The following is a 19,645-nucleotide window of genomic DNA, read 5'->3' as shown; positions in this document are numbered from 1 at the left end:
CTCCTTTGGCCTACCTTCATACCATTGATCCGATTCTGTGGACTAGTTGTTACAGAGGGGTTGCGCGCTTTGAAACTTCCCAGCTCCGCGCGAGCCGTCGTGATCGGCGGCGGGGTGGCCGGTTGCAGCGTCGCCTACCACCTGGCGAGGCTCGGCTGGACCGAGGTGATCCTCGTCGAGCAGCACGAACTCACCGAGGGGACCACCTGGCACTCGGCCGGATTCGTGGGCCAGCTTCGCTCCACGGTCACCCAGACCAAGATGATCATGTATTCGGCCGGTCTCTATCCCGAGCTGGCCGAGCTCACCGGGCTGGACCCGGGTTGGCACGGGGTGGGCGGCCTCCGCCTGGCCGCCACGCCCGAGCGGGTGGAGGAGTCGCTGCGGCTGGCCGGGGCCGGGGAGACCTACGGCCTGGGCCTGGAGGTGATATCCGGCGCCGAGGCCAAGGAGATGCTCCCGCTGCTGCGCGCCGACGACGTGCGGGCCGCGCTCTGGCTGCCCGGGGACGGCTGGCTGGACCCGGCGCTGCTGGCCAGGGCGCTGGCGGCCGGGGCGCGGAAGCTGGGTGTGCGAATTCACACCGGGACCCGCGTGACGGGAATCGACGTCGCGGGGGGCGCGGTCACCGGGGTACGGCTCGCGTCGGGGACTGGGGACTCCGGGGACTCCGGCGACTTCGAGGAGTGGTCGGTCCAGGCGGAGACCGTGGTCGTCGCGGCCGGAGCGGCCAGCGGGCGGGTCGGACGGCTGGCCGGTGTCGACATTCCGGTCGTTCCAATCAAGCACCAATATGTCACCACCGAATCATTCGGGGTTCCGTCGTCCATGCCTACGGTGCGGGATCCGGACAACATTGTCTATTTCCGTGAAGAAAACGGCGGGATTTTGGTAGGCGGATATATCCGGAATCCCGAGATATGGGACACGACTACTCCGCTGGATGAGCCGCGGACTGTCTTTCCTCCGGATATGCCGAAATTTCAGGAATCGTGGGAATCGGCGGTGCGGCGGGTTCCCGAGCTGGCCCGTACCGGGATCACGAAGGTCGTGCACGGCCCCGAGGCGTTCACCCCCGACGGCGAGTTCCTCCTCGGCGAGACCCCGGTCCGCGGGCTGTGGGCGGCGGCCGGTTTCTGCGTCCACGGCCTGGCGGCGGCCGGGGGCGTGGGCAAGGTGATGGCCGAGTGGATCGTGGACGGCGCGCCCGAGTACGACATGTTCGGCATGGACCTGCGGCGTTTCGGGGCCCACGCCCGCTCCACGTCGTGGACCCGCGCCAAGGCCCTGGACTCGTACTCGAAGTACTACGACATCGTCTACCCCGGCGAGGAGCGCACCGCCGCCCGGCCGCTCCGCCGCTCGCCCGCCTGGGTACGGCACGTGGAGCTGGGAGCGGCGTTCGGCGAGAAGTCCGGCTGGGAACGCGTCAACTGGTACGAACCCGGCGGTGCTCCTCCCCCGGGGGACCCTAGCCCCCGCCCGGACGGCTGGGCGGGCCGGATCTGGTCACCCGCCGTGCGTGAGGAGTGCCTGGCCACCCGCGACGCCGCCGGTCTCTTCGACCAGACCTCGTTCTCCAAGCTGGAGGTGTCGGGGCCCGGGGCGCTGGAAGGGCTGCAGCGGGCGTGCGCGGGGCAGCTCGACAGGCCGGTGGGCTCGATCGTCTACGCCCAGCTCCTCAACGAGCGCGGTGGCATCGAGGCCGACCTGACCGTCACCCGCCTGGCCGAGGACCGCTTCCGGCTGGTCACCGGCACCGCCTTCGGCGTCCACGACGCCTCCTGGCTCCGTGGCCAGGGCCTCGACGTCCGCGACGTCACCTCGGCGCACGCCTGCTACTGCCTGTGGGGTCCACGGGCACTCGACATCCTCGGTTCCGTCTCCGGCGACGACCTGACCTTCGGCTACATGAGGGCCAGGGAGATCAGTGTCGGGAACGTCCCGGTGCTGGCCCAGCGGGTGACGTTCGTCGGCGAGTTCGGCTGGGAGCTGTACTGCCCGTCGGAGTACGGGCTGACGCTGTGGGACACGCTCGTGGAGGCGGGCACGCCGTACGGCATGCGCCCGGCCGGGTACCGCGCGATCGACTCGATGCGCCTCGAGAAGGGCTACCGCGTCTGGGGCATGGACATCACCCCGGAGACCACCCCCCGCGAGGCGGGCCTGGGCTTCGCGGTCGCCCGCGACAAGGACTTCCTCGGCCGCGCGGCCCTGGACGCCGCCCACCGTCCCGCACCGGCCGGGCCGGGCACACCGGACGCGGCCACGGACGCGATCGCCGGTGCCGGTGCCGGTGCCGGTGCGGGGGCAGACGTGGTCGCGGAGGCCGGTGCGCCCGCGCGACGGCTGTTCTGCCTGGTCCTGGACGACCCCCGCCAGGTCTGCCTCGGCGGGGAGCCGGTCCGCGCCGGTGGCCTGCCCGCCTCGCGGGTGACCAGCGGCGGGTACGGCCACCGTGTCGACCGCTCGATCGCCTACGCCTACCTGCCGGAGGGCACCGCCCCCGGCGACCGCGTGGAGGTCGGCGTCACCGGCACCTGGGTGGGCGCCGCCGTCACCACGGAACCCCTCTACGACCCGTCCTCGGAACGCGTCCGGCGCCTGCCGTCCTGACCGTCCCCCAGGAGGTTCCGCCGGATCCCGGAGGGCGCCGTACGCCGGTCGGCCGGGGTCCACCCGGCTTCACGGCCCCTCCGCAGCCCCTCCGCGGCCCCTTCACGGCCCTTCGTAGCCCTTCGCGGGTCCGGCGGCGGGCGAGCGACATCCGTCCCTGATTTCCCATAGGTCCCGTCATGGACCTGTGTATCGGCCATCCTGTGACCTGGAGACCGGCGTCAGGTATACCCCCCCGGGGTTGCTGAAAAGGTGGTGGTGTGGCACTGTGGTCGAACGAGTAGATACCCCCCAAGGGTATTAGGAGGGATGGTCGAGATGAACGGCGCGATCAAGGTGGGTGCGTACGCGCTGGGGCTGGCCGTGGTGTTCGGCGGGGCCCTGGGGGCGGGCCGGATGGCCGGACCGGTCGGACCGGCGGGAAGCGCGCAGGCCGAGAGCTCTCGCGGCACCGGCGCCGGAACCGAGCGGGGCACGGGTCAGGACGCCGGAGCGGGTGCGGGCCACGGCGGCCATCAGAGCGCCGGGCAGGAGGCCGGGCGGGAGGCCGGGCCAGAGACGGCTGCCAAGAAGGCTCTGACCCTTCCCGCGGGGCTCCAGGTCTCCCAGGGCGGATACACGCTCATGCCGGAGACCGACGAGGTCAAGGTGGGCAAACGGACCGATTTCCGCTTCTCGGTGATCGGCCCCGGTGGGTCCCCCGTCACCGGCTTCACCACCCAGCACGACAAGAAGATGCACTTCATCGTGGTCCGCCGCGACCTGACGGGTTTCCAGCACCTGCATCCCACCCAGCTGGGAGGCGGGGTCTGGTCGGTCCCGCTCGACCTCCCCGCCGCCGGGGAGTACCGCGCGTTCGCCGACTTCGCCCCCGAGGGCGCGCAGCCCCTGACACTCGGCATGGACCTGTCGGCGGCGGGCGACTACCGGCCCGAGCCGCCCGCGATCCCGGCCGAGACCGCCAAGGTGGGCGACTACACCGTCACCCTCGCGGGAGATCTCATCCCCGGCCGTACGAGCATGCTCACGCTCTCGATCGCCAAGGACGGCAGGCCGGTCACCGACCTGCAGCCCTACCTGGCCGCGTACGGACACCTGGTCGCGCTGCGTGACGGCGACCTGGCCTACCTGCACGTGCACCCCGACGGCGCGCCCGATGACGGGCGCACCGCGCCCGGCCCGAACATCACCTTCTACGCCGAGGTGCCGAGCGCGGGGACCTACGGCCTCTATCTGGACTTCAAGCACGCCGGGACCGTGCGCACCGCCGTGTTCACCGCCGCCACGAGCCCGGATCCCGAGGGGAGCACGGCCACGGCCCCGTCCGGGGACGGCCACGGGCACAGCCACCAGCCGTGAAATACCCCATAGGGGTTACGTGTTCTCATGAAGGGGAGAGATATATGCCTGGACACACCCCGCGCCGGGGCGAGGGACGGGCCCGCTCGCGGGCGACGGCGGGGTTTCCGGCCGTCGAGGACGCCGAGACGGTGGCGGCTCAGGGCCGCGTACGACGACAGAGACAGAGCCAGAGACAGAGAAGGCACGAGGAGAGGCCGTGACGTCCATGACCACCGGCGAAGCACCCGCCCACGGTGAGATCGAGCTCGCCATCGGCGGCATGACCTGTGCCTCCTGCGCGGCCCGCATCGAACGCAAGCTCAACAAGCTGGACGGCGTGACCGCGACCGTCAACTACGCCACCGAGAAGGCGAAGGTCGCCTACCCCGCCGGAGTCACCCCCGAGGACCTGGTCGCGGAGGTGGAGAAGGCCGGATACACCGCCGAACCGCCCGCTCCGCCGGTGTCCGCCGAGGGGGACGGGACGGACGAGGAGGAGAGGGAGGGGGAGCGCGCAGGGCTCGCCCCCCTCAGGCAGCGCCTGATCACCTCGGTCGTGCTGTCGGTGCCGGTCGTCGCGATGGCGATGATCCCGGCGCTGCAGTTCGACAACTGGCAGTGGCTCTCCCTCGCCCTGGCCGGACCCGTCGTGGTCTACGGCGGGTGGCCCTTCCACCGGGCGGCCTGGACCAACCTGCGGCACGGCGCCGCGACCATGGACACGCTGGTCTCGCTGGGGACGATCGCCGCCTTCTCCTGGTCGCTCTGGGCCCTGTTCTTCGGCACGGCGGGCATGCCGGGCATGCGGCACGGCTTCGAGTTCACCCTGTCCGGGGGCGACGGCTCGGGGAACATCTACTTCGAGGCCGCCGCCGGGGTGGTCACCTTCATCCTCGCGGGCCGCTACTTCGAGGCCCGATCCAAGCGCCGCGCCGGTGCCGCGCTCCGCGCGCTGCTGTCGATGGGCGCCAAGGACGTCACGCTGGCCTCCGGGGAGATCGTCCCGGTCGGCGGGCTCACGGTGGGCGACCTCTTCGTCGTACGGCCGGGGGAGAAGATCGCGACGGACGGCGTGGTCGAGGAGGGGTCCTCGGCCGTGGACGCTTCCATGCTGACCGGCGAGTCGGTCCCGGTCGAGGTGCGGCCGGGCGACGCGGTGGTCGGTGCCACCGTGAACGCCGGGGGGCGCCTCGTGGTGAGGGCCACCCGGGTCGGCTCCGACACCCAGCTCGCCCAGATGGCCAGGCTGGTGGAGGACGCGCAGAACGGCAAGGCCGCCGTGCAGCGGCTGGCCGACCGGATCTCCGCGGTGTTCGTGCCGATCGTGATCGCGCTGTCCGTGGCCACCCTCGGCTTCTGGCTCGGTACCGGCTCCGGAGCCGCCGCGGCCTTCACCGCCGCCGTGGCGGTGCTGATCATCGCCTGCCCCTGCGCCCTGGGCCTCGCCACGCCGACCGCGCTGATGGTCGGCACCGGCCGGGGCGCCCAGCTGGGCATCCTGATCAAGGGTCCGGAGGCGCTGGAGTCGACCCACGGCATCGACACCGTGGTCCTGGACAAGACCGGCACCGTGACGTCGGGCACGATGACCCTCAAGGACGTCTTCCCCGCCGCCGGTGAGGAGCGCGAGGAGGTGCTCCGGCTGGCCGGGGCGCTGGAGGGCGCCTCCGAGCACCCGGTGGCCCGCGCCGTCGCCCGCGCGGCGGGCTCCACCGCCCAGGTCGAGGACTTCGCGAACGTCGAGGGCCTCGGCGTCCAGGGCGTCGTCGACGGGCACGCCGTGCTCGTCGGGCGGCCCCGGCTGCTCGCCGACTGGTCGCAGCACCTGCCGCCCGAGCTGGAGGAGGAGCTGGAGCGGGCACGGGCACGCGGGGAGACGGCCGTCGCGGTCGGCTGGGACGGGAAGGCCCGCGCGGTGCTCACCGTCGCCGACGCGATCAAGCCCACCTCGGCCGAGGCGGTCGCCGCGCTGCGCGCGCTCGGCCTGCGCCCGGTCCTGCTGACCGGCGACAACGAGACGGTGGCCCGTACGGTCGCCGAGGCCGTCGGCATCGAGGACGTGATCGCCGACGTGCTGCCCGCCGACAAGGTGGAGGTCGTCAAGCGGCTCCAGTCCGAGGGCCGCACCGTGGCCATGATCGGCGACGGGGTCAACGACGCCGCCGCACTCGCCCAGGCCGACCTGGGCATGGCGATGGGCACCGGCACCGACGTCGCGATCGAGGCCTCCGACCTCACGCTGGTCCGGGGCGACCTGCGGGTGGCCGCCGACGCGATCAGGCTGTCCCGCCGAACGCTGCGCACCATCAAGGGCAACCTGTTCTGGGCCTTCGCCTACAACGTCGCGGCCATCCCGCTGGCCGCGCTCGGGCTGCTCACCCCGATGATCGCCGGGGGCGCGATGGCGCTCTCCTCGGTGTTCGTGGTCAGCAACAGCCTGAGGCTGCGCCGCTTCAGGTGAGGGGCGCCCTGCGTGGGGCGTTCGGGTGAGGGTGCTCTGGTGGCGCGTTCGGGTGAGAGGCGCCTTGGTGGCGCGTTCGGGTGAGGGGCGTTTCGGCGGTGCGTTCGGGTGGGGGGAGTCCTGGCGGCGCGGGCGTTATGGTGGAGTCCGCGCGGCAGGGCGCACCCGGTCCGCGGGAAGGGCAGAGCCCACCTGAGCACCACACTGCTCATCGGCCAACCTCCTTTTCGGCCCGATCACGCGGACGTCGGGCGTGACGAAAGGGAGGCATCCGTGCCTGTTCGCCGTCTTCCCGACAACCCCAGCCTCGAATACCTGAGGAACCAGGCCAAGCGTCTCAAGAAGGCGGTCCGCGCCGCCGACACCGCCGCGCTGGAGCTGGTCGCCGAGTTCCACCCCCGCCCGTTCCCCGGCCTCCCGGCGCGGCCCGCTGGATCGTCACCGGTCGGAGGAGACCCGCGCTCGTTCCCCGAGTTCCGGGCGCGGTCCGCCGGATCGCCGCCGGTCGGGGGTCCGCGTGCGCGGGAGGGGTTCACGCTGGCCGATGCCCAGTTGACGGTCGCGAGGGCGTACGGCTTCGCGAGCTGGCCCCGGCTCCGCGCCCACCTCGACGTCCTCGCGCGGCACTCCCGCTCGCCCCACCTGGTGCCCCGGAGCGCGGACCCGGTCGCGGAGTTCCTCCGGCTGGCCTGCCTGCCGTACGGGAACGACGACCCGGCGCGCCGTCGTGAGGCGGCGCGGGCGCTCGCCCTGGATCCTGGACTCGCGGTCGCGAACGTCCACACCATGGCCGCGACCGGTCAGGCGGAGGCGATGGCCGCGACGCTGGCGGCCGACCCGGCCCAGGCGCGGGCCGAGGGCGGGCCGCACCGGTGGGAGCCGCTGCTCTACCTGGCGTACTCGCGGGTCGAGGGGGGCGACGCGCTGGAGACCGCCCGGGTGCTGCTCCGGCACGGTGCCGACCCGGACGCGGGATACCTGTGGGACGGGCTGACCTCGCCGTTCACCGCGCTCACCGGGGCCTTCGGCGGCGGCGAGCGCGGTGAGCCGCCGCACCCGCGCCCCATCGAGCTGGCCCGGCTCCTGCTGGAGGCGGGTGCCGATCCCAACGACGGCCAGACCCTCTACAACCGGGGGCTCGGAGGGTCCGGCCCCGACGACACCGAGCACCTGGAACTGCTCTTCGAGTACGGTCTCGGCCGGGGGGACGGCGGGCCGTGGCACCGGCGCCTCGGTCCCGCCCACGCGACACCGGAGCGGATGCTCCAGGACGAGGTGCTCGCCTCGGTCATCGCGCGGCGGCCCCGGCGCCTGCGGCTCCTGATCGAGCACGGCGCGGGTGTCGACGGCCCCGGCACCGGCCACCCGGTCTTCGAGGGCCGTACGCCCTACGAGCTGGCCGTGCTCGGCGGGAACGTCGAGGAGGCCGCGATGCTCGCGGAGGCCGGGGCGACGGGTTCCCTGGACGAGGTCGACCTGTTCCTGGGCGCCTGCATGCGCGCCGAGCGCCCGGACGCCGATCCGGGCCTGGTGGCCAGGGCCGTCGAACGCGTACCGCACCTGGTCAACCGGGCGGCGGCGCACGGAAACGTCGAGGCCGTGCGGCTGATGGCCTCCCTCGGGTTCGAGGTCGGCCTCGTGCGCCGGGCGTCGCCGCTGCACGAGGCCGCGTGGGCCGGGGACCTGCCCACGGTCAAGGCCCTCCTGGAACTCGGAGCCGACCCGTCCGCGCGCGACACCGAGTTCGGCGCCACGCCCCAGGGATGGGCCGAGCACGGGGGACGGCACGAGGTCGCCGCGTACCTCGCCTCCGTGTGACGTGACCGGCAGACGTGACCGGCAGGTGTCTCCCGGCGGCATGGACCGGTGTCCTTCGGCGACACGAGGGGGTATCTCCCGCTGACACGGACCGGTGTTCTTTGACGACACGGGCCGGTGTTTCCCGCTGACACGGACCGGTGTTCTCCGCTGACACGGGCCGCCTCCCGGGACGGTGAGTGCCGGGAGGCGGCCCGAGTCTTCGCGTCGGCGGCCCGCCAGGTCAGGGAGTCGGCGGGCCGCCAGGTCAGGGAATCGGGCAGATCCGATGACCGGGGCCCGGCGCCGCTTCCCCCCCGCCTCCCTCACCGGGGCCGTCGCGCTCCGACAGCTGGAGGATCTCTCCGACCGCGGCCTCGTCCGCGGTGTAGATGTGCGGCACGTCGACGAACACCCTCATCGACCCGCAGCCCACCGTGAGGCCGTCCGCGACCTCGCTCTGGATGCCGCGCAGCGGTACGTAGTTCAGATAGGACGTGAACACGTTCTGCGACCGGAAGGCGGCGGTCATGACGAGCCGTCCGGCACGGAGCCTGAAGGCCAGGCTGGTCAGGCAGGGCACCGCGTCCGGAGGCTCACCGGGGGCGGTCAGCGAGATCCAGCCGCTCTTGGTGTACGGCTTGGCGCGCAGCACGTCGGAGATCCAGCCGAGCTGGTCGACGCCGAGGAACTGGCGGAGTCGCCCTCCGTAGCTGTACTTGAACGGCGGGACGACCGACCGTTCGCTGAACTTGCTGGAGTACAGCGGGATCTTCCCGGCGTCGCCGTAGCATTTCAGCACCGGATCGTCCCAGGCCAGGCCGGTGACCTCGAACAACACCGCCGGAGCCTCGATGATCGGGCCGCGGTCGTCCAGGGCGGGCCCGCCGTTGTGTGTCACGTATCGCATCAGCCAGATCCACGTCTCCCCACAAGACGCGAATCTGAGGAGGTCGGACATTCAGGTCTCCACGTTGGGGAAATGGAAGGGGTTGTGTGGGAGCCGGCGTTGCCGGGAGACATTGGCGCGAACGTAGTAGACGAAATAGTGGACCAGCGCGAGCAGGCCGATGATCACCATCAGCAGAGCCGTGGTCGGCGCCGCCCCGATCATCCCGAGCACGCCGACCGCGATGTAGGAACTGTTGACCAGGGCCAGCATCATCACGTTGATCCCCGGCCAGGCCATCGGCGCGTACGTCTCCGGATAGCGGGGATCCACCGGCAGGTTGGGAGTCCAGCCGAGGGCCGAGAACTGGTCCTTGAGGTGGACCGCGTAGAGCAGGCGGAAGTTGTTGAGCGCCCGCGCGGTCCTCATGTGCGCGTTGACCGCCTCGATCAGTCGCAGGAAGGGCAGCACGCTGAGCAGCCCGAACGCGGCGACCATCGCGAACAGGTGCCAGGGGACGTTGTGCCAGGTGGTCAGCATGGCCGGGCTGACCACCTTCGCGCTCGCCAGCGCGACCGCCGCCGCGAACGGGGCGGCGAGCAGGCTCATGGACAGCCGGGTCATCTTGATGCGCTCGTCCTTGGCCGCCAGGTAGACCTGGTAGGTCCCGCTGAAGTCCACGGACACGAGGGCGAGGAATTCCCCGGGTGCCACGGGCAGCCCGTCCAGGGTCTCGGGTAGTGCTTCCGCGGTCATCCGCGGCGACATCTTCCGCATCGGGACCCCACTTTCGCCGGATAGTGGATTTTCCCGTAAGAAGATATTGACCCACTTGTCAGGAGAATGAGTGCGTTTTAACGACATACGTCTCAGACATCTATGCGATGTCCTCCGCGGGCGCGTCTTCCGCATTCGCCTCACGCCGGAGAACGGAACCGCCGTCCACCCCCCCGTGTCAGTGCCCCTCCGCCGCCCCGAACCCCTCGTCCAGCAGGGCCTCCTCCACGGAGGAGGCCATCGTGAAGTAGGTCAGGAGCCCGGTGGTGGCCATCATGTGGCGCAGCGTCCGGCTCACCCCGGCCAGCACCAGGCGGGTCCGGGTCTCCTGGCTCCTGCGCAGCAGCCACAGCAGTTCCGCGAGCCCGGTGGAGTCACAGAAGGTGAGCCCCTCCAGGTCGAGGATGAGCCAGGGCTCGACCTGGACCCGCGTGCCCTGAGACGCCTCGAAGGCGGAGAGGGTTTGTGGCGAGGGAGGGAGCGAGGTCACCGTGGAGAGCGGTGACCTCCCGTCCGGTGACCTCCCGTCCGATGGTCGCTCGTCCGGTGGCGGCCTGTCCGGGGAGAGGGGTGAGGGGCCGTCGGGGAAGAGCGGCGGCGGGCTTCCCGGGGGCGGCGGACTTCCGGGGGAAGGGGGCGGCGGGCTCCCGGGAAAGAACGGGGAAGGCGGCTCGGGCGACAGCGGTGACGGCGGCTCCGGGGGGAGCGGACCTCCTGCGGTGAGCGGGACTCCGGAGAGGAACGGTGTCTCCGGGAGAAGCGTCGCCTCCGAGAGGAACGGTGTCTCCGGGAGAAGCGGTGACAGGCCGGGGAACGCCGCCGTAGGAGTCGGGAGGTCGGAGGGCGGGTCGAGCGGCGAGGGAGTCGTCAGCTCGGGGAGTGAGTTGTCGGCGCTCATGCTCCAGGCCCGGATGATCTCTCTCCGGAAGGTCGGCGCGTAATCGTAGTCGAGCTCGCCGATCGCCCGGACCACGATGGCGCTTCCGCGTACACCGGCCGATATCGAGAGCGTGTTCACACCTTCGGGTGGCATGGAAAGACTCCTTAGACCCGCAGTTCACAGGGCGGGCGTTCCCTCCGTCTTACCAGGTATGCAGTTCTGGTCGCCCCGATGGCGGGGAATTACAGTGTACTTGCGTGATTTCGTCCTATCTGGCGGGTGGTGGAAGGAGAGCCGCCCGCTCGAAGTCCTGGCCAGCCGCGCATTCGTCCCGGAGGGACGGCCCGCCGCGCGGGCCGGGCCGTACCCGAGCGGACGGCCCGCCGGACCGGAACGGGACGGTCCGGCACGGGCACTGGAAAACCGGAAGGACCGGCCCCCCTGCCGAGGGACCGGCCTGCGCGCCCCGGTGACACCGGGGCCGGATGGATCGTGCGGGGTACGGCCAGGTCAGGGGCCGGGTCGCGGGCCCGAGGTGATCCGGGCCGCCGCCGTCGGCTGGACCGGGCGGGCGGGGGCGGACAGGTGAGGATGAGGTTCCGTACGGGATCGTGTCGCCGCTCCCGGTAGCCTCACCGCCCCCGGCGTTCTCGATGCCGGACGCCAGTGCATGCCGCGTTCGGACGCCGGGCGTGGTCCGATCTCCTTGCCGAGGCCCATCTGGTGGAGGAGCCACCCCAGGGCGCCTCCCAGGGCCACGACCCCCGCGCCGATCCAGAAGAAGGGGACGCTGGCGGCCACCATCGCCACCCCGGAGATCGCGAAGCCGGTGATGCAGACGATCGAGCCGGTCCAGCCCGCCACGGTGTGTCCCATGTCGTGCTCTTCGTGGATCTCGGCCAACTCCGCGAGGTCTTTCCTTATCCCCACGATGTCTCCTCCATCTGAAGCGCCTCCCTCCGCAGGCCGTGGCGGATCGCCGGGTGGCAGGCGCTAGGTTGAATCCGCTCGTATAATTTATCTCACGAGCTAAGTTTCTTAGATGGTAAGGAGACTTTGTGGTGGAACGCAAGTCGGAAGCCGGCGTCTCGCCGCTGGAGGTCCTGGCCCGGATGGACCAGCTGATCGCGTTGAGCCTGGTCGGGCAGCACACGCTCGCCGAGCGTCTCGGTGTCAACGTCACGGACCTGACGTGTCTGGGCTTCGTCCTCGGCGCGGGGGAGGAGGCGCTCACCGCGGGACGCCTCGCCGAGCTGGCCGGTCTCACCACGGGAGCCGTCACCGGGGTGGTCAATCGCCTGGAGAGTGCCGGGTACGCCCGGCGCGTTCCCGATCCCGACGATCGGCGTCGTGTCCGGATTGTCCCGGAAAAGGATTCGGCCGCCCGCATCGCGGTGGCGTACGAGCCCACCTACCGGCGGCTCACCGAGCTCTTCGAGAGCTACGGCCCGGAGGAGCTGGCCGCCATCTCCGACTGGTTCACGCGCGCCGCCGACGCCATGCGGATCTCTCTCGCCGAGATCCGCGAATCTCCGGCTCCCTGAGGCCGGACGTCGTGCCATGGCCTGGTCGCAGTGTCCGAGGTCCTACGTGTTCGCCGGCCGGGAGGGATGGGAGAAGCGCGAGGAGAGCGGGCGGAGGCGGCGACCCGGAAAGCGGGAGCGGCGCGCGGCCGGTCCCCGTCGAGCGGTTTCCCGTCGAGCGGTCATCCGCCGTCGCGGCGCGCGTTCTGCTTCGCGATTCCCTGGAGGACCTCGGTGACATGGGGCGCGCAGACCGGATCGCGGGAGTGCCTGCCGGAGAACCAGCGCGTTTCGATCACGTAGTCGGCCGGATGGCCGCAGAGACACTTGCCGGGAGCTCCGGCATCGGCCGGTACGACCGCCGTGCGGTGAGTCACCATGAGCTAACTTTAAACTCGTTTGACGCTTTTATGATATTTCCTCGCTCTTTTTACTAATAAATCAATTGATGCTGGCCCGGAACCGCTCCGCCCTCCGATACCCAGGGGCTCTCCGATACCAAGGACTCTCCGGCACCGAGGGCTCTCCGGGCCGGAACGAAGGGTGCGGGCGGTGGTTCACCCGACAGCGGCGGGCAGCGGTTCGGCGATCCGCGCGCCGGCCAGATCGGCGCTGACGGCGAACCTCCCCGACAGCCCGCTCACCTTCAGCAGCCCGCGCACCACCGGCGCCGGCGCGATCAGCCGCAGTGTGCCACCGTGCCGTACGGCCCTGCGCAGGGTGGAGAGCAGCACGGCCACCCCGCTGGCGTCCATGGCGGTGACCATGGACATGTCGAGGAGGAGCCGGTATCCCGGGCGGCCCAGCGCGGCCAGCAGGTGCTCGCGGAGCGCGTTGGCGGTGAAGATGTCGATCTTCCCTGCGACGTCGCAGACCATCCAGTCTGGGTGGGCGTGCGTGGACAGGTCCATGCGGACCTCCGATCGGCGGCCGCGGGCGTCAGCCCGTGGAGCGTCCGTTGGAATGGGCGGTGTGACCGATCGACGCCGCTGTGGCGATGTCGAAAGTGTGCCACACCGGGGTGCGTTTCCGTGGTGCCTGTTCGTTGTCGCCGACGTTTCCGAAGCCGGTGGTCCGCCTGTCACCGGTACCCGACCCGGCGAATTCGCTTTCCACCGGGCTCCGATCCGGCGAACCCGCTTTCCGGGGTTCGTTCTTCACGCAGGGCTCATCCGTCACGCGGGGCTCACCCGTTACGCGAGGCTCATCCGTCACGCAGGGCTCATCCGTTACGCGGGGCTCACCCGGCCGTCGGCGGGCCGGCTCCGAGTGCCGCCAGCGCGGCGGCCACCGCCGGGGGGCCGAGCGTCGCGGCTGGCACGTCGGCGAACTCCACGGTGCAGTCGGAGAGCCCGCCGATGGCCACGACCGCGCGGGTGCGGGCGGCCAGGTCGGGATCCGGGCCGAGCAACAGGGCGATGAGCCGACGCCGCCAGTCGCCCATGCGGGGCCCCAGGTCGAGATGGGCCAGGGTGGACAGGTCGCGCACCACCATCACGGTCACCTCCCGGTGCCGGAAGGTGATGTCGAAGTAGCCCTGGAGAAGATCGCGAGGGCTCTGCGGCGCGTTCGCCTCGGTGTCGGCCAGGAAGGCGTCGACGTCGTCGATCAGTGGCTGGACGATGCTGCGGAGCAGGTCCTCGCGCGAGGTGAAATGGTAGTAGAGCGCGGGTTTGGTGATCCCGAGGCGGTCGGCGATGTCGCGCAGGCTCGTCTGCTGCACGCCCTTCTCGGCGAACAACTCCCTCGCGACCGCCTGGATGCGTGCCTTGGTGTCGGACGGCCTCGCCACCTGTCGCTCTCTCCTGTCCTCGTGCCGGACCTCCCGTACGCGCGGGCGTCCTCGTGCTCGGACCAAGGGTACCGGCACGGCGAAGGAGACTGACTTAACGATAGGTAAGTGCTCGTGGGAGGGCGCCGACGGGATCGACGTCACCTTCGAGACGGGCGCCCCACGCATTCGGCCTGACGATCGGTGCCGACGACGTCCACTCGAACGTGCGCGGCCTGGCCGGGTTCCGGCGTACGGGTGTGCGCCCGCACGACACGATCGAGCTCAAGGACCACTCCCGCCGGGAACGGGCCGGGCGTGAACAGGCGTGTGAGGCCGGGCGGAGCCGGTCATCCGAACCACCAGCGTGTCGCCGTCCTGCCGTCCGTGCCGTAACCGAAGGCGCGCGTGGGCGTGACCTGGTAGAAGCCGTACTCGGGTGAGCCGGGAAGGCTGTCCTCGTAGACGGAGCCGTCGCGTACCGCGAACTCCCACCCGTACTTCTCCCCGAAGGCGGCGGCCACCCGCCGGAGATCGTCCTCGTCCCGCCCCCGGGTGGCCCTGCCCTCGACCACGAGGTCGAGGGTCTCGCCCGCGACGGTGATGACGCAACTGGGGTTGCCCGCGAGGTTCCTGGCCTTGCGGGATCCCGGGCGGGTCGCGATCCAGGGCGCGTCGCGGGCCCAGACCGGCATCACGGGCATGGCGTGCGCGCGGCCGTCGGGCCACACGGTCGAGATCCAGGCTTTCTGCGCGGACTCCAGGCACGCCCGCGCCTCGTCCCACGGTTTGATCGTCGCTTCGTCCGTGCTGATCGGTGTCGCGTCGGCCTCGCCGAACAGGAGCTCGGCGACGGGTGTCGTCCCGGTCGTCGCGGGTCTGCTCATCCTCGGGGTCCTGACTCCTCGTCGGGTGACGGTCGATCGGGTGGTGCTCAGGCCTCGTACTCGTCGTGCAGGCGCCACCACGCGTAGGGCCCGCTCTGTGGCCGGTCCTCGGGGGAGTCCTCCCAGGTCTCCTGCCGGCCGAACGGCGTCAGGTCGAGGAAGGTCCAGCCGCTGCCGAGCCGCTCGACTCCCCGCCCCGAGGTGAAGTAGGTGCGGTAGACGGTGTCGCCGTCCCGGAGGAAGACGTTCAGCGCGAACCCGTCGTCCGCTCCCATGTCGTCGTTGAAGTCGTTGCCCAGTGAGGAGAACCACGGGATCGTCCAGCCCATGCGCTCCTTGAACGGGATGATCTCGGCCAGCGGGCCGCGGGACACCAGGACCAGGGAGGTGTCGCGCGCGTGGAGATGGCTCAGATGCCCGACGTTGTCGGTGAACATCGAACATCCCGGACAGAAGGCGTCGCCGCCCAGCCACATGAAGCTGTAGACGATGAGCTGGCGTCGCCCGTCGAACAGGTCGAGCAGGCTCACCGGCCCGTCCGGGCCCTCGAACACGTATCCGCCGCCGTCCCCTTCCTCGCCGTCTCCGCCGACCCTGACCATCGGCATCCTGCGCCGCTCCGCGGCGAGCGCGTCCAGCGCGCGGGTGTGTTCCTTCTCCTTCACCAGCAGTGCTTCCCGCGCGGCCTGCCACTCCTGGGCCGAGACGACCTGGGAACTGTTCACGACGTGCCCCCCTCGGTTGGTTCCTTCAAGGAACTGACTGGGGAGACGGTAACAGGAGAACGTTCCTTAAGGGAACCCTCTCGCCTAGACTGCCCTCATGCAGCGAACCCGATTCGGTGACATGGCCTGCTCGATCGCCCGAACGCTGGACGTCATCGGTGAGCCCTGGTCGCCGCTGATCCTGCGGAACGTCTATGTCGGCATCAGCCGCTTCGACCAGATCCAGCAGAGCCTGGACATCTCACGCAAGGTGCTCACCGAGCGGCTCAAGTGGCTGGTCGAGAACGGCGTGCTGGAGCGGAGGGAGTATTCGAGCCGGCCGCCCCGCCACGAGTACACGCTCACCACCAAGGGCCTGGAGCTGTGCGACCTGCTCCTGGTGATGGTGCGCTGGGGCGACCGGTGGACGGCGGGCGAGGCCGGTCCGCCCGTCCTCTACCGCCACCACGCCTGCGGTGAGATCAGCCACGTCGAGCTGCGCTGCGCGGTGTGCGACCGGCCGATGGGCGCCGCCGACGTCGACGTGCTGCCCGGCCCCGGTGCCGGGGCCCCGGCCGGGGCGTCCGATCAGGCCGGTACGGACCGGTACGAGCACGCCGGGCCCTGAGGGGCCCCGCAGGGGCGTCCGATCAGGCCGGTACGGACGAGGTACGAGCGCGCCGGGCCCCGAGCCGCGCCCGCCAACCCGGGCGCCGGACGCGGGCGCCGGACGCGGCCGGCGGATCCGTGCGGGCGTCAGTCGTTCTTGAAGGGGTCGTGCTCGGCCAGCAGCTTGTCCAGCCTGGCCTGGTCGACGCGGCTGACGACGGAGGCCTCCTCGTTCCGGTCCCGGACGCACTTGGCGAGCGTGAACGTCGACGTCACCACGTAGAGCAGCCCGAGCCCCATGAAGGACCGGACCCAGGTGGTCACGGGCAGGTAGGCGATGCCGATCCCCAGGGCCGCCACGGACAGTCCGAAGGAGATGACGGCCTGCGCGTAGAAAGCGGTCGTCGTCCTGTTTTTCGCCGGTCGTGTCGTCATGCGCACCATCGTCGCGAGGATCCGCTCCGGGATCGTGAGCGCCGCTACTTAGTTACCGGTGAGTACGACGGCCGCGGCCCTCGGCGCGAGGCAGGTTCTCAGCGGTGGGTCAGGCCCTTGGCGGTGAAGCGGATCCCCAGCGGTGGCCCGGTGCCCGTCAACCGTCCGGGGCGGTCGCGCGGGCGAGGAAGAGGGCCCGCTCGCGCTCGTTGCGGGTGAGCCCGGCGGCCCGTTCGAACTCCTCGCGCGCCTCGTCGAGGCGGCCCAGCTTCACGAGCAGATCACCCCGTACGGCGGCCAGCAGCGGGTAGCCCTTGAGCGCGCGCTCCGTCACCAGCCCGTCCACGATCTCCAGGCCGCGTTCCGGGCCGTACGCCATGCCCACCGCGACCGCGCGGTTCAGCTCCACCACGGGGGAGGGGGCGACGTGGGCGAGCACCCGGTACAGGGCGGCCATCCGCTCCCAGTCCGTGTCGCCGGCGGACGGCGCGCGGGCGTGGCAGGCGGCGATCGCGGCCTGCAGGCCGTACGGGCCCAGCGTGCCGAGCCCCTCGGCGCGGGCGAGCGACTCCAGCCCCCGGCGGACGAGCAGCCGGTCCCACAGTCCCCGGTCCTGGTCGAGCAGCAGGACCGGCTCGCCACCCGGTCCCGTCCTGGCGCGGGTGCGGGACGCCTGGATCTCCATCAGGGCGACGAGGCCGTGCACCTCTGACTCCCCCGGCATGAGACCCGCCAGGATCCGGCCCAGGCGCAGCGCCTCCTCGCAGAGCGAGGGGCGCATCCAGTCGTCACCGGAGGTCGCCGAGTAACCCTCGTTGAAGATGAGGTAGACGACCTCCAGGACGGACGAGAGCCGGTCACCCAGCTCGGCCGGGGCGGGCATCTCGATCCGTACCCGCTTCTCGGTGAGGGTGCGCTTGGCCCGGAAGATCCGCTGGCCGACGGTCGGCTCGGGCACCAGGAAGGCGCGCGCGATCTCCTCCGTCGTCAGGCCGCCGAGCAGGCGCAGGGTGAGCGCCAGCCGCCCTTCCGTGGACAGTACGGGGTGGCAGGCGGTGAAGAGGAGACGCAGCACGTCGTCGCCGATGTGATCGTCGAGGGCGTCGTCCAGCTCGGCCTCGGCCGACTCCCGGCGGATCTCCATGTCCCGGCCGACCTCTTCGAGCTTCCGTTCGTACCGGTTCCCGCGGCGCAGCAGGTCGATCGCCCGATGCTTGGCGGTGAGCATGAGCCAGGCACCGGGGTTATCCGGTACGCCTGTCTTGGGCCACTGCTCCAGTGCGATGACCAGGGCGTCCTGCGCCAGCTCCTCGGCCAGTCCGACGTCGTGCACCATCCGGGAGAGCCCCGCGATCACTCTCGCGGACTCGATCCGCCAGACCGCCTCGACCACCCGGTGAGGATCCCCAACCGTCATGCTCCCCGATCCAAGCACGTCGCCCCCGCCCGCGACACCGCCCGCGACGCCGGGGCGACACCGCGGGCGACGGCTTCACGCGGGGGCGAAGTCCTCCGGGCCGAAGACGCGGTGAAGGTCGCTCTCACCCTCCCAGCCCTCCCAGTGGTCGCGGTGGAGCCTCATGAAACGGGAGACCCACTCCATGGCCTCCTCCTTCGACCGGACCTGGTAAACGGCATAGCTGATCAGCTCCTTCGCCTCGGCGAACGGGCCGTCCGTGACGCTCAGCCTGCCCCCGGTGAGCTCGATCCGCGCGCCTTGCGTGCTCGGCGCCAGCCCGGCGGTGTCGAGCAGCACGCCCGCCCTGGTGGCCTCCTCGCCGAGCTTGGCGATGGCCTCCATCAGCTCGGCGGGCGGCGGGGTGTCGGGCCGGTGGGTGACCTTGAGGGTGGCCATGTATCGCATCGTGTTTCTCCTTGGTCCTGTTGTCTGCCGAAGGTCGTGTTGTCGCCGAAGGTCGTGTTGTCGCCGAAGGTCGTGTTGTCGCCGGACGGTCCGGCCGGGTCAGGCGTGCCGGGGCGCGGTGCGCCGGTAGAGGTGGAGCGATAGGGCCGAGAGCCATCCCCAGATGACCACGATCCCGGTGACGAAGGCCAGGTTGGCCCAGACGGCGCCCCCGCCGCTCGCCATGGCGGCGAAGGTCACGAGGAACAGCGCGCCGGTGAGCCCCGAGCAGACGGCCCATCCCGTACGGCCCTCCGCCGCGAACCGGCGGCCGATGACGAAGCAGGCGGCGATCACGCACAGGAAGCCGACGGCGCCGCAGGCGAAGTGGAGCATCCCGTGCCAGCTGACCGGTCCCGGGCCCTCGGGCGTCCCGGCGGGGAAGCCCATCCCCGGGTCCGCCCTGAAGATCCCCGCGCCGACCAGGCTCACCCCGTACGCGCCGACGAGCCGGGGAGCCCAGGTCGCCCCGCGCCCCGGGAGCAGAGCCCGGCGCAGGCCGGCCGCGCAGGCGACGCTCGCCAGGCCGGCGACGACGAGGTTGGCGATCTGGATCCAGCCGGGGCCGCCGTTGGCGAGCATGCTCCACGCGTGGCGGGTGAGGTCGAAGCCCTCCCGGGTCAGCGCCTGGGCGAGGGACACCGCGATGTACAGCGGCCCGGCGATGACGCCGTAGACCAGGAGCGACCTGGTGACGCTCGTCCGGGGGTCGCGGGCCACCGTGTTCGCGGTGCTCGTCGTCTGCTGGGCCATGGCCTTCTCCTCACGTGTCCCGGGCCGGTTCCCGTGTTCCTCCCGGCCCTCTGACCACGCTTCGAACGGGCTCGGCCCGATTCGACACGGCGCCCGGATTTCTTTCGAGATTTTTTGGAACCGATGTCCCCGGGGTGACCTCCGCCACTCCGAGCTGCGAGAACAAGGGTTCGGGTGGAGGGATCACGATCCGTGGTGGGGGCGCCCCGAGGCTCCGGAGGCGCGAGGCGGTGGCGCGAGCGCGAACCCCCGTGGGCGCCGGACTTCGTACCGCCGGGACGGCGTGGGATGATTTCCCC

At 71.2% G+C, this 19,645-nt stretch carries 20 protein-coding genes; 6 read left to right on the top strand and 14 right to left on the bottom strand.

Going from position 1 to position 19,645, the window contains the following annotated elements:
- The first annotated feature begins 69 nt into the window (after positions 1-69).
- From ACSC1Q_RS10180 to ACSC1Q_RS10165, 4 genes are all read left to right on the top strand, one after another.
- Positions 70-2,616, top strand: coding sequence for a GcvT family protein (locus ACSC1Q_RS10180; RefSeq protein ID WP_436758418.1), 2,547 nt, complete (start codon positions 70-72; stop codon positions 2,614-2,616).
- A 309-nt stretch (positions 2,617-2,925) separates the two neighbouring features.
- Positions 2,926-3,975, top strand: a complete 1,050-nt coding sequence (locus tag ACSC1Q_RS10175) for a DUF8832 domain-containing protein (protein ID WP_436758417.1) — start codon at positions 2,926-2,928, stop codon at positions 3,973-3,975.
- Between the two features lie 208 nt (positions 3,976-4,183).
- Positions 4,184-6,418, top strand: a complete 2,235-nt coding sequence (locus tag ACSC1Q_RS10170) for a heavy metal translocating P-type ATPase (RefSeq protein ID WP_436758812.1) — start codon at positions 4,184-4,186, stop codon at positions 6,416-6,418.
- 273 nt (positions 6,419-6,691) lie between these two features.
- The gene (locus ACSC1Q_RS10165) at positions 6,692-8,236 is read left to right on the top strand and encodes an ankyrin repeat domain-containing protein (RefSeq protein ID WP_436758416.1); all 1,545 of its coding nucleotides are present in this window, start codon (positions 6,692-6,694) and stop codon (positions 8,234-8,236) included.
- 247 nt (positions 8,237-8,483) lie between these two features.
- Here the strand turns inward: ACSC1Q_RS10165 and ACSC1Q_RS10160 are convergent, their stop codons facing one another.
- From ACSC1Q_RS10160 to ACSC1Q_RS10145, 4 genes are all read right to left on the bottom strand, one after another.
- Positions 8,484-9,125 carry a thymidylate synthase family protein gene (locus ACSC1Q_RS10160; protein ID WP_436758415.1) on the bottom strand — a complete coding sequence of 214 codons (642 nt, stop codon included), beginning with the start codon at positions 9,123-9,125 and terminating at the stop codon, positions 8,484-8,486.
- A 51-nt stretch (positions 9,126-9,176) separates the two neighbouring features.
- Positions 9,177-9,860, bottom strand: coding sequence for a hypothetical protein (locus ACSC1Q_RS10155; RefSeq protein WP_436758414.1), 684 nt, complete (start codon positions 9,858-9,860; stop codon positions 9,177-9,179).
- Between the two features lie 199 nt (positions 9,861-10,059).
- On the bottom strand, positions 10,060-10,914 hold the full coding sequence (locus ACSC1Q_RS10150; RefSeq protein ID WP_436758413.1) for an STAS domain-containing protein: 855 nt from the start codon (positions 10,912-10,914) through the stop codon (positions 10,060-10,062).
- Positions 10,915-11,271: 357 nt separating this feature from the next.
- Positions 11,272-11,691, bottom strand: coding sequence for an HGxxPAAW family protein (locus ACSC1Q_RS10145; protein ID WP_436758412.1), 420 nt, complete (start codon positions 11,689-11,691; stop codon positions 11,272-11,274).
- 131 nt (positions 11,692-11,822) lie between these two features.
- Here ACSC1Q_RS10145 and ACSC1Q_RS10140 point away from each other — a divergent pair, with 131 nt between their 5' ends.
- A complete protein-coding gene (locus ACSC1Q_RS10140) occupies positions 11,823-12,305 on the top strand; it encodes a MarR family winged helix-turn-helix transcriptional regulator (protein WP_436758411.1) in 483 nt (160 codons plus the stop codon).
- Between the two features lie 161 nt (positions 12,306-12,466).
- Here ACSC1Q_RS10140 and ACSC1Q_RS10135 read toward each other — a convergent pair whose 3' ends face one another.
- From ACSC1Q_RS10135 to ACSC1Q_RS10110, 6 genes are all read right to left on the bottom strand, one after another.
- Positions 12,467-12,664, bottom strand: coding sequence for a hypothetical protein (locus ACSC1Q_RS10135; protein ID WP_436758410.1), 198 nt, complete (start codon positions 12,662-12,664; stop codon positions 12,467-12,469).
- Positions 12,665-12,841: 177 nt separating this feature from the next.
- A complete protein-coding gene (locus ACSC1Q_RS10130) occupies positions 12,842-13,195 on the bottom strand; it encodes an STAS domain-containing protein (RefSeq protein WP_436758409.1) in 354 nt (117 codons plus the stop codon).
- 28 nt (positions 13,196-13,223) lie between these two features.
- Positions 13,224-13,445 carry a hypothetical protein gene (locus ACSC1Q_RS10125; RefSeq protein WP_436758408.1) on the bottom strand — a complete coding sequence of 74 codons (222 nt, stop codon included), beginning with the start codon at positions 13,443-13,445 and terminating at the stop codon, positions 13,224-13,226.
- Between the two features lie 79 nt (positions 13,446-13,524).
- Entirely contained in the window at positions 13,525-14,076 is a 552-nt protein-coding gene (locus ACSC1Q_RS10120) for a TetR/AcrR family transcriptional regulator (RefSeq protein ID WP_436758407.1), read from the bottom strand.
- A 329-nt stretch (positions 14,077-14,405) separates the two neighbouring features.
- Positions 14,406-14,942 carry a pyridoxamine 5'-phosphate oxidase family protein gene (locus ACSC1Q_RS10115; RefSeq protein ID WP_436758406.1) on the bottom strand — a complete coding sequence of 179 codons (537 nt, stop codon included), beginning with the start codon at positions 14,940-14,942 and terminating at the stop codon, positions 14,406-14,408.
- 47 nt (positions 14,943-14,989) lie between these two features.
- Positions 14,990-15,667 carry a DUF899 domain-containing protein gene (locus ACSC1Q_RS10110; protein WP_436758405.1) on the bottom strand — a complete coding sequence of 226 codons (678 nt, stop codon included), beginning with the start codon at positions 15,665-15,667 and terminating at the stop codon, positions 14,990-14,992.
- A gap of 97 nt (positions 15,668-15,764) precedes the next feature.
- Here ACSC1Q_RS10110 and ACSC1Q_RS10105 point away from each other — a divergent pair, with 97 nt between their 5' ends.
- Positions 15,765-16,274, top strand: coding sequence for a winged helix-turn-helix transcriptional regulator (locus tag ACSC1Q_RS10105; protein WP_436758404.1), 510 nt, complete (start codon positions 15,765-15,767; stop codon positions 16,272-16,274).
- Positions 16,275-16,402: 128 nt separating this feature from the next.
- On the opposite strand, the gene ACSC1Q_RS10100 is transcribed toward ACSC1Q_RS10105, so the two are convergent.
- The 4 genes from ACSC1Q_RS10100 to ACSC1Q_RS10085 all read right to left on the bottom strand — a co-directional run bounded on the left by ACSC1Q_RS10100 (position 16,403) and on the right by ACSC1Q_RS10085 (position 19,346).
- Entirely contained in the window at positions 16,403-16,690 is a 288-nt protein-coding gene (locus ACSC1Q_RS10100; RefSeq protein ID WP_436758403.1) for a YiaA/YiaB family inner membrane protein, read from the bottom strand.
- 157 nt (positions 16,691-16,847) lie between these two features.
- Positions 16,848-18,107 (bottom strand): RNA polymerase sigma factor, encoded by a 1,260-nt coding sequence (locus tag ACSC1Q_RS10095; RefSeq protein WP_436758402.1) that lies wholly within the window; start codon positions 18,105-18,107, stop codon positions 16,848-16,850.
- Between the two features lie 75 nt (positions 18,108-18,182).
- Entirely contained in the window at positions 18,183-18,554 is a 372-nt protein-coding gene (locus ACSC1Q_RS10090) for a YciI family protein (protein ID WP_436758401.1), read from the bottom strand.
- Between the two features lie 99 nt (positions 18,555-18,653).
- Entirely contained in the window at positions 18,654-19,346 is a 693-nt protein-coding gene (locus ACSC1Q_RS10085) for a DUF998 domain-containing protein (RefSeq protein ID WP_436758400.1), read from the bottom strand.
- Positions 19,347-19,645 lie beyond the last annotated feature (299 nt).

This window comes from Streptosporangium heterodermiicola, from assembly GCF_051390675.1.
Lineage (GTDB): Bacteria > Actinomycetota > Actinomycetes > Streptosporangiales > Streptosporangiaceae > Streptosporangium.
This window is presented reverse-complemented; position numbering and strand designations above follow the sequence as displayed.

Excerpts from the sequence above, each read along its gene's own strand:
- ACSC1Q_RS10175 (WP_436758417.1), top strand. The coding sequence starts at position 2,926 with ATGGTCGAGATGAACGGCGCGATCAAGGTGGGTGCGTACGCGCTGGGG.
- ACSC1Q_RS10115 (WP_436758406.1), bottom strand. The coding sequence starts at position 14,942 with ATGAGCAGACCCGCGACGACCGGGACGACACCCGTCGCCGAGCTCCTG.
- ACSC1Q_RS10100 (WP_436758403.1), bottom strand. The coding sequence starts at position 16,690 with ATGACGACACGACCGGCGAAAAACAGGACGACGACCGCTTTCTACGCG.
- ACSC1Q_RS10170 (WP_436758812.1), top strand. The coding sequence starts at position 4,184 with ATGACCACCGGCGAAGCACCCGCCCACGGTGAGATCGAGCTCGCCATC.
- ACSC1Q_RS10130 (WP_436758409.1), bottom strand. The coding sequence starts at position 13,195 with ATGGACCTGTCCACGCACGCCCACCCAGACTGGATGGTCTGCGACGTC.
- ACSC1Q_RS10150 (WP_436758413.1), bottom strand. The coding sequence starts at position 10,914 with ATGCCACCCGAAGGTGTGAACACGCTCTCGATATCGGCCGGTGTACGC.
- ACSC1Q_RS10095 (WP_436758402.1), bottom strand. The coding sequence starts at position 18,107 with ATGACGGTTGGGGATCCTCACCGGGTGGTCGAGGCGGTCTGGCGGATC.
- ACSC1Q_RS10135 (WP_436758410.1), bottom strand. The coding sequence starts at position 12,664 with ATGGTGACTCACCGCACGGCGGTCGTACCGGCCGATGCCGGAGCTCCC.
- ACSC1Q_RS10155 (WP_436758414.1), bottom strand. The coding sequence starts at position 9,860 with ATGACCGCGGAAGCACTACCCGAGACCCTGGACGGGCTGCCCGTGGCA.
- ACSC1Q_RS10085 (WP_436758400.1), bottom strand. The coding sequence starts at position 19,346 with ATGGCCCAGCAGACGACGAGCACCGCGAACACGGTGGCCCGCGACCCC.
- ACSC1Q_RS10105 (WP_436758404.1), top strand. The coding sequence starts at position 15,765 with ATGCAGCGAACCCGATTCGGTGACATGGCCTGCTCGATCGCCCGAACG.
- ACSC1Q_RS10160 (WP_436758415.1), bottom strand. The coding sequence starts at position 9,125 with ATGCGATACGTGACACACAACGGCGGGCCCGCCCTGGACGACCGCGGC.
- ACSC1Q_RS10090 (WP_436758401.1), bottom strand. The coding sequence starts at position 18,554 with ATGCGATACATGGCCACCCTCAAGGTCACCCACCGGCCCGACACCCCG.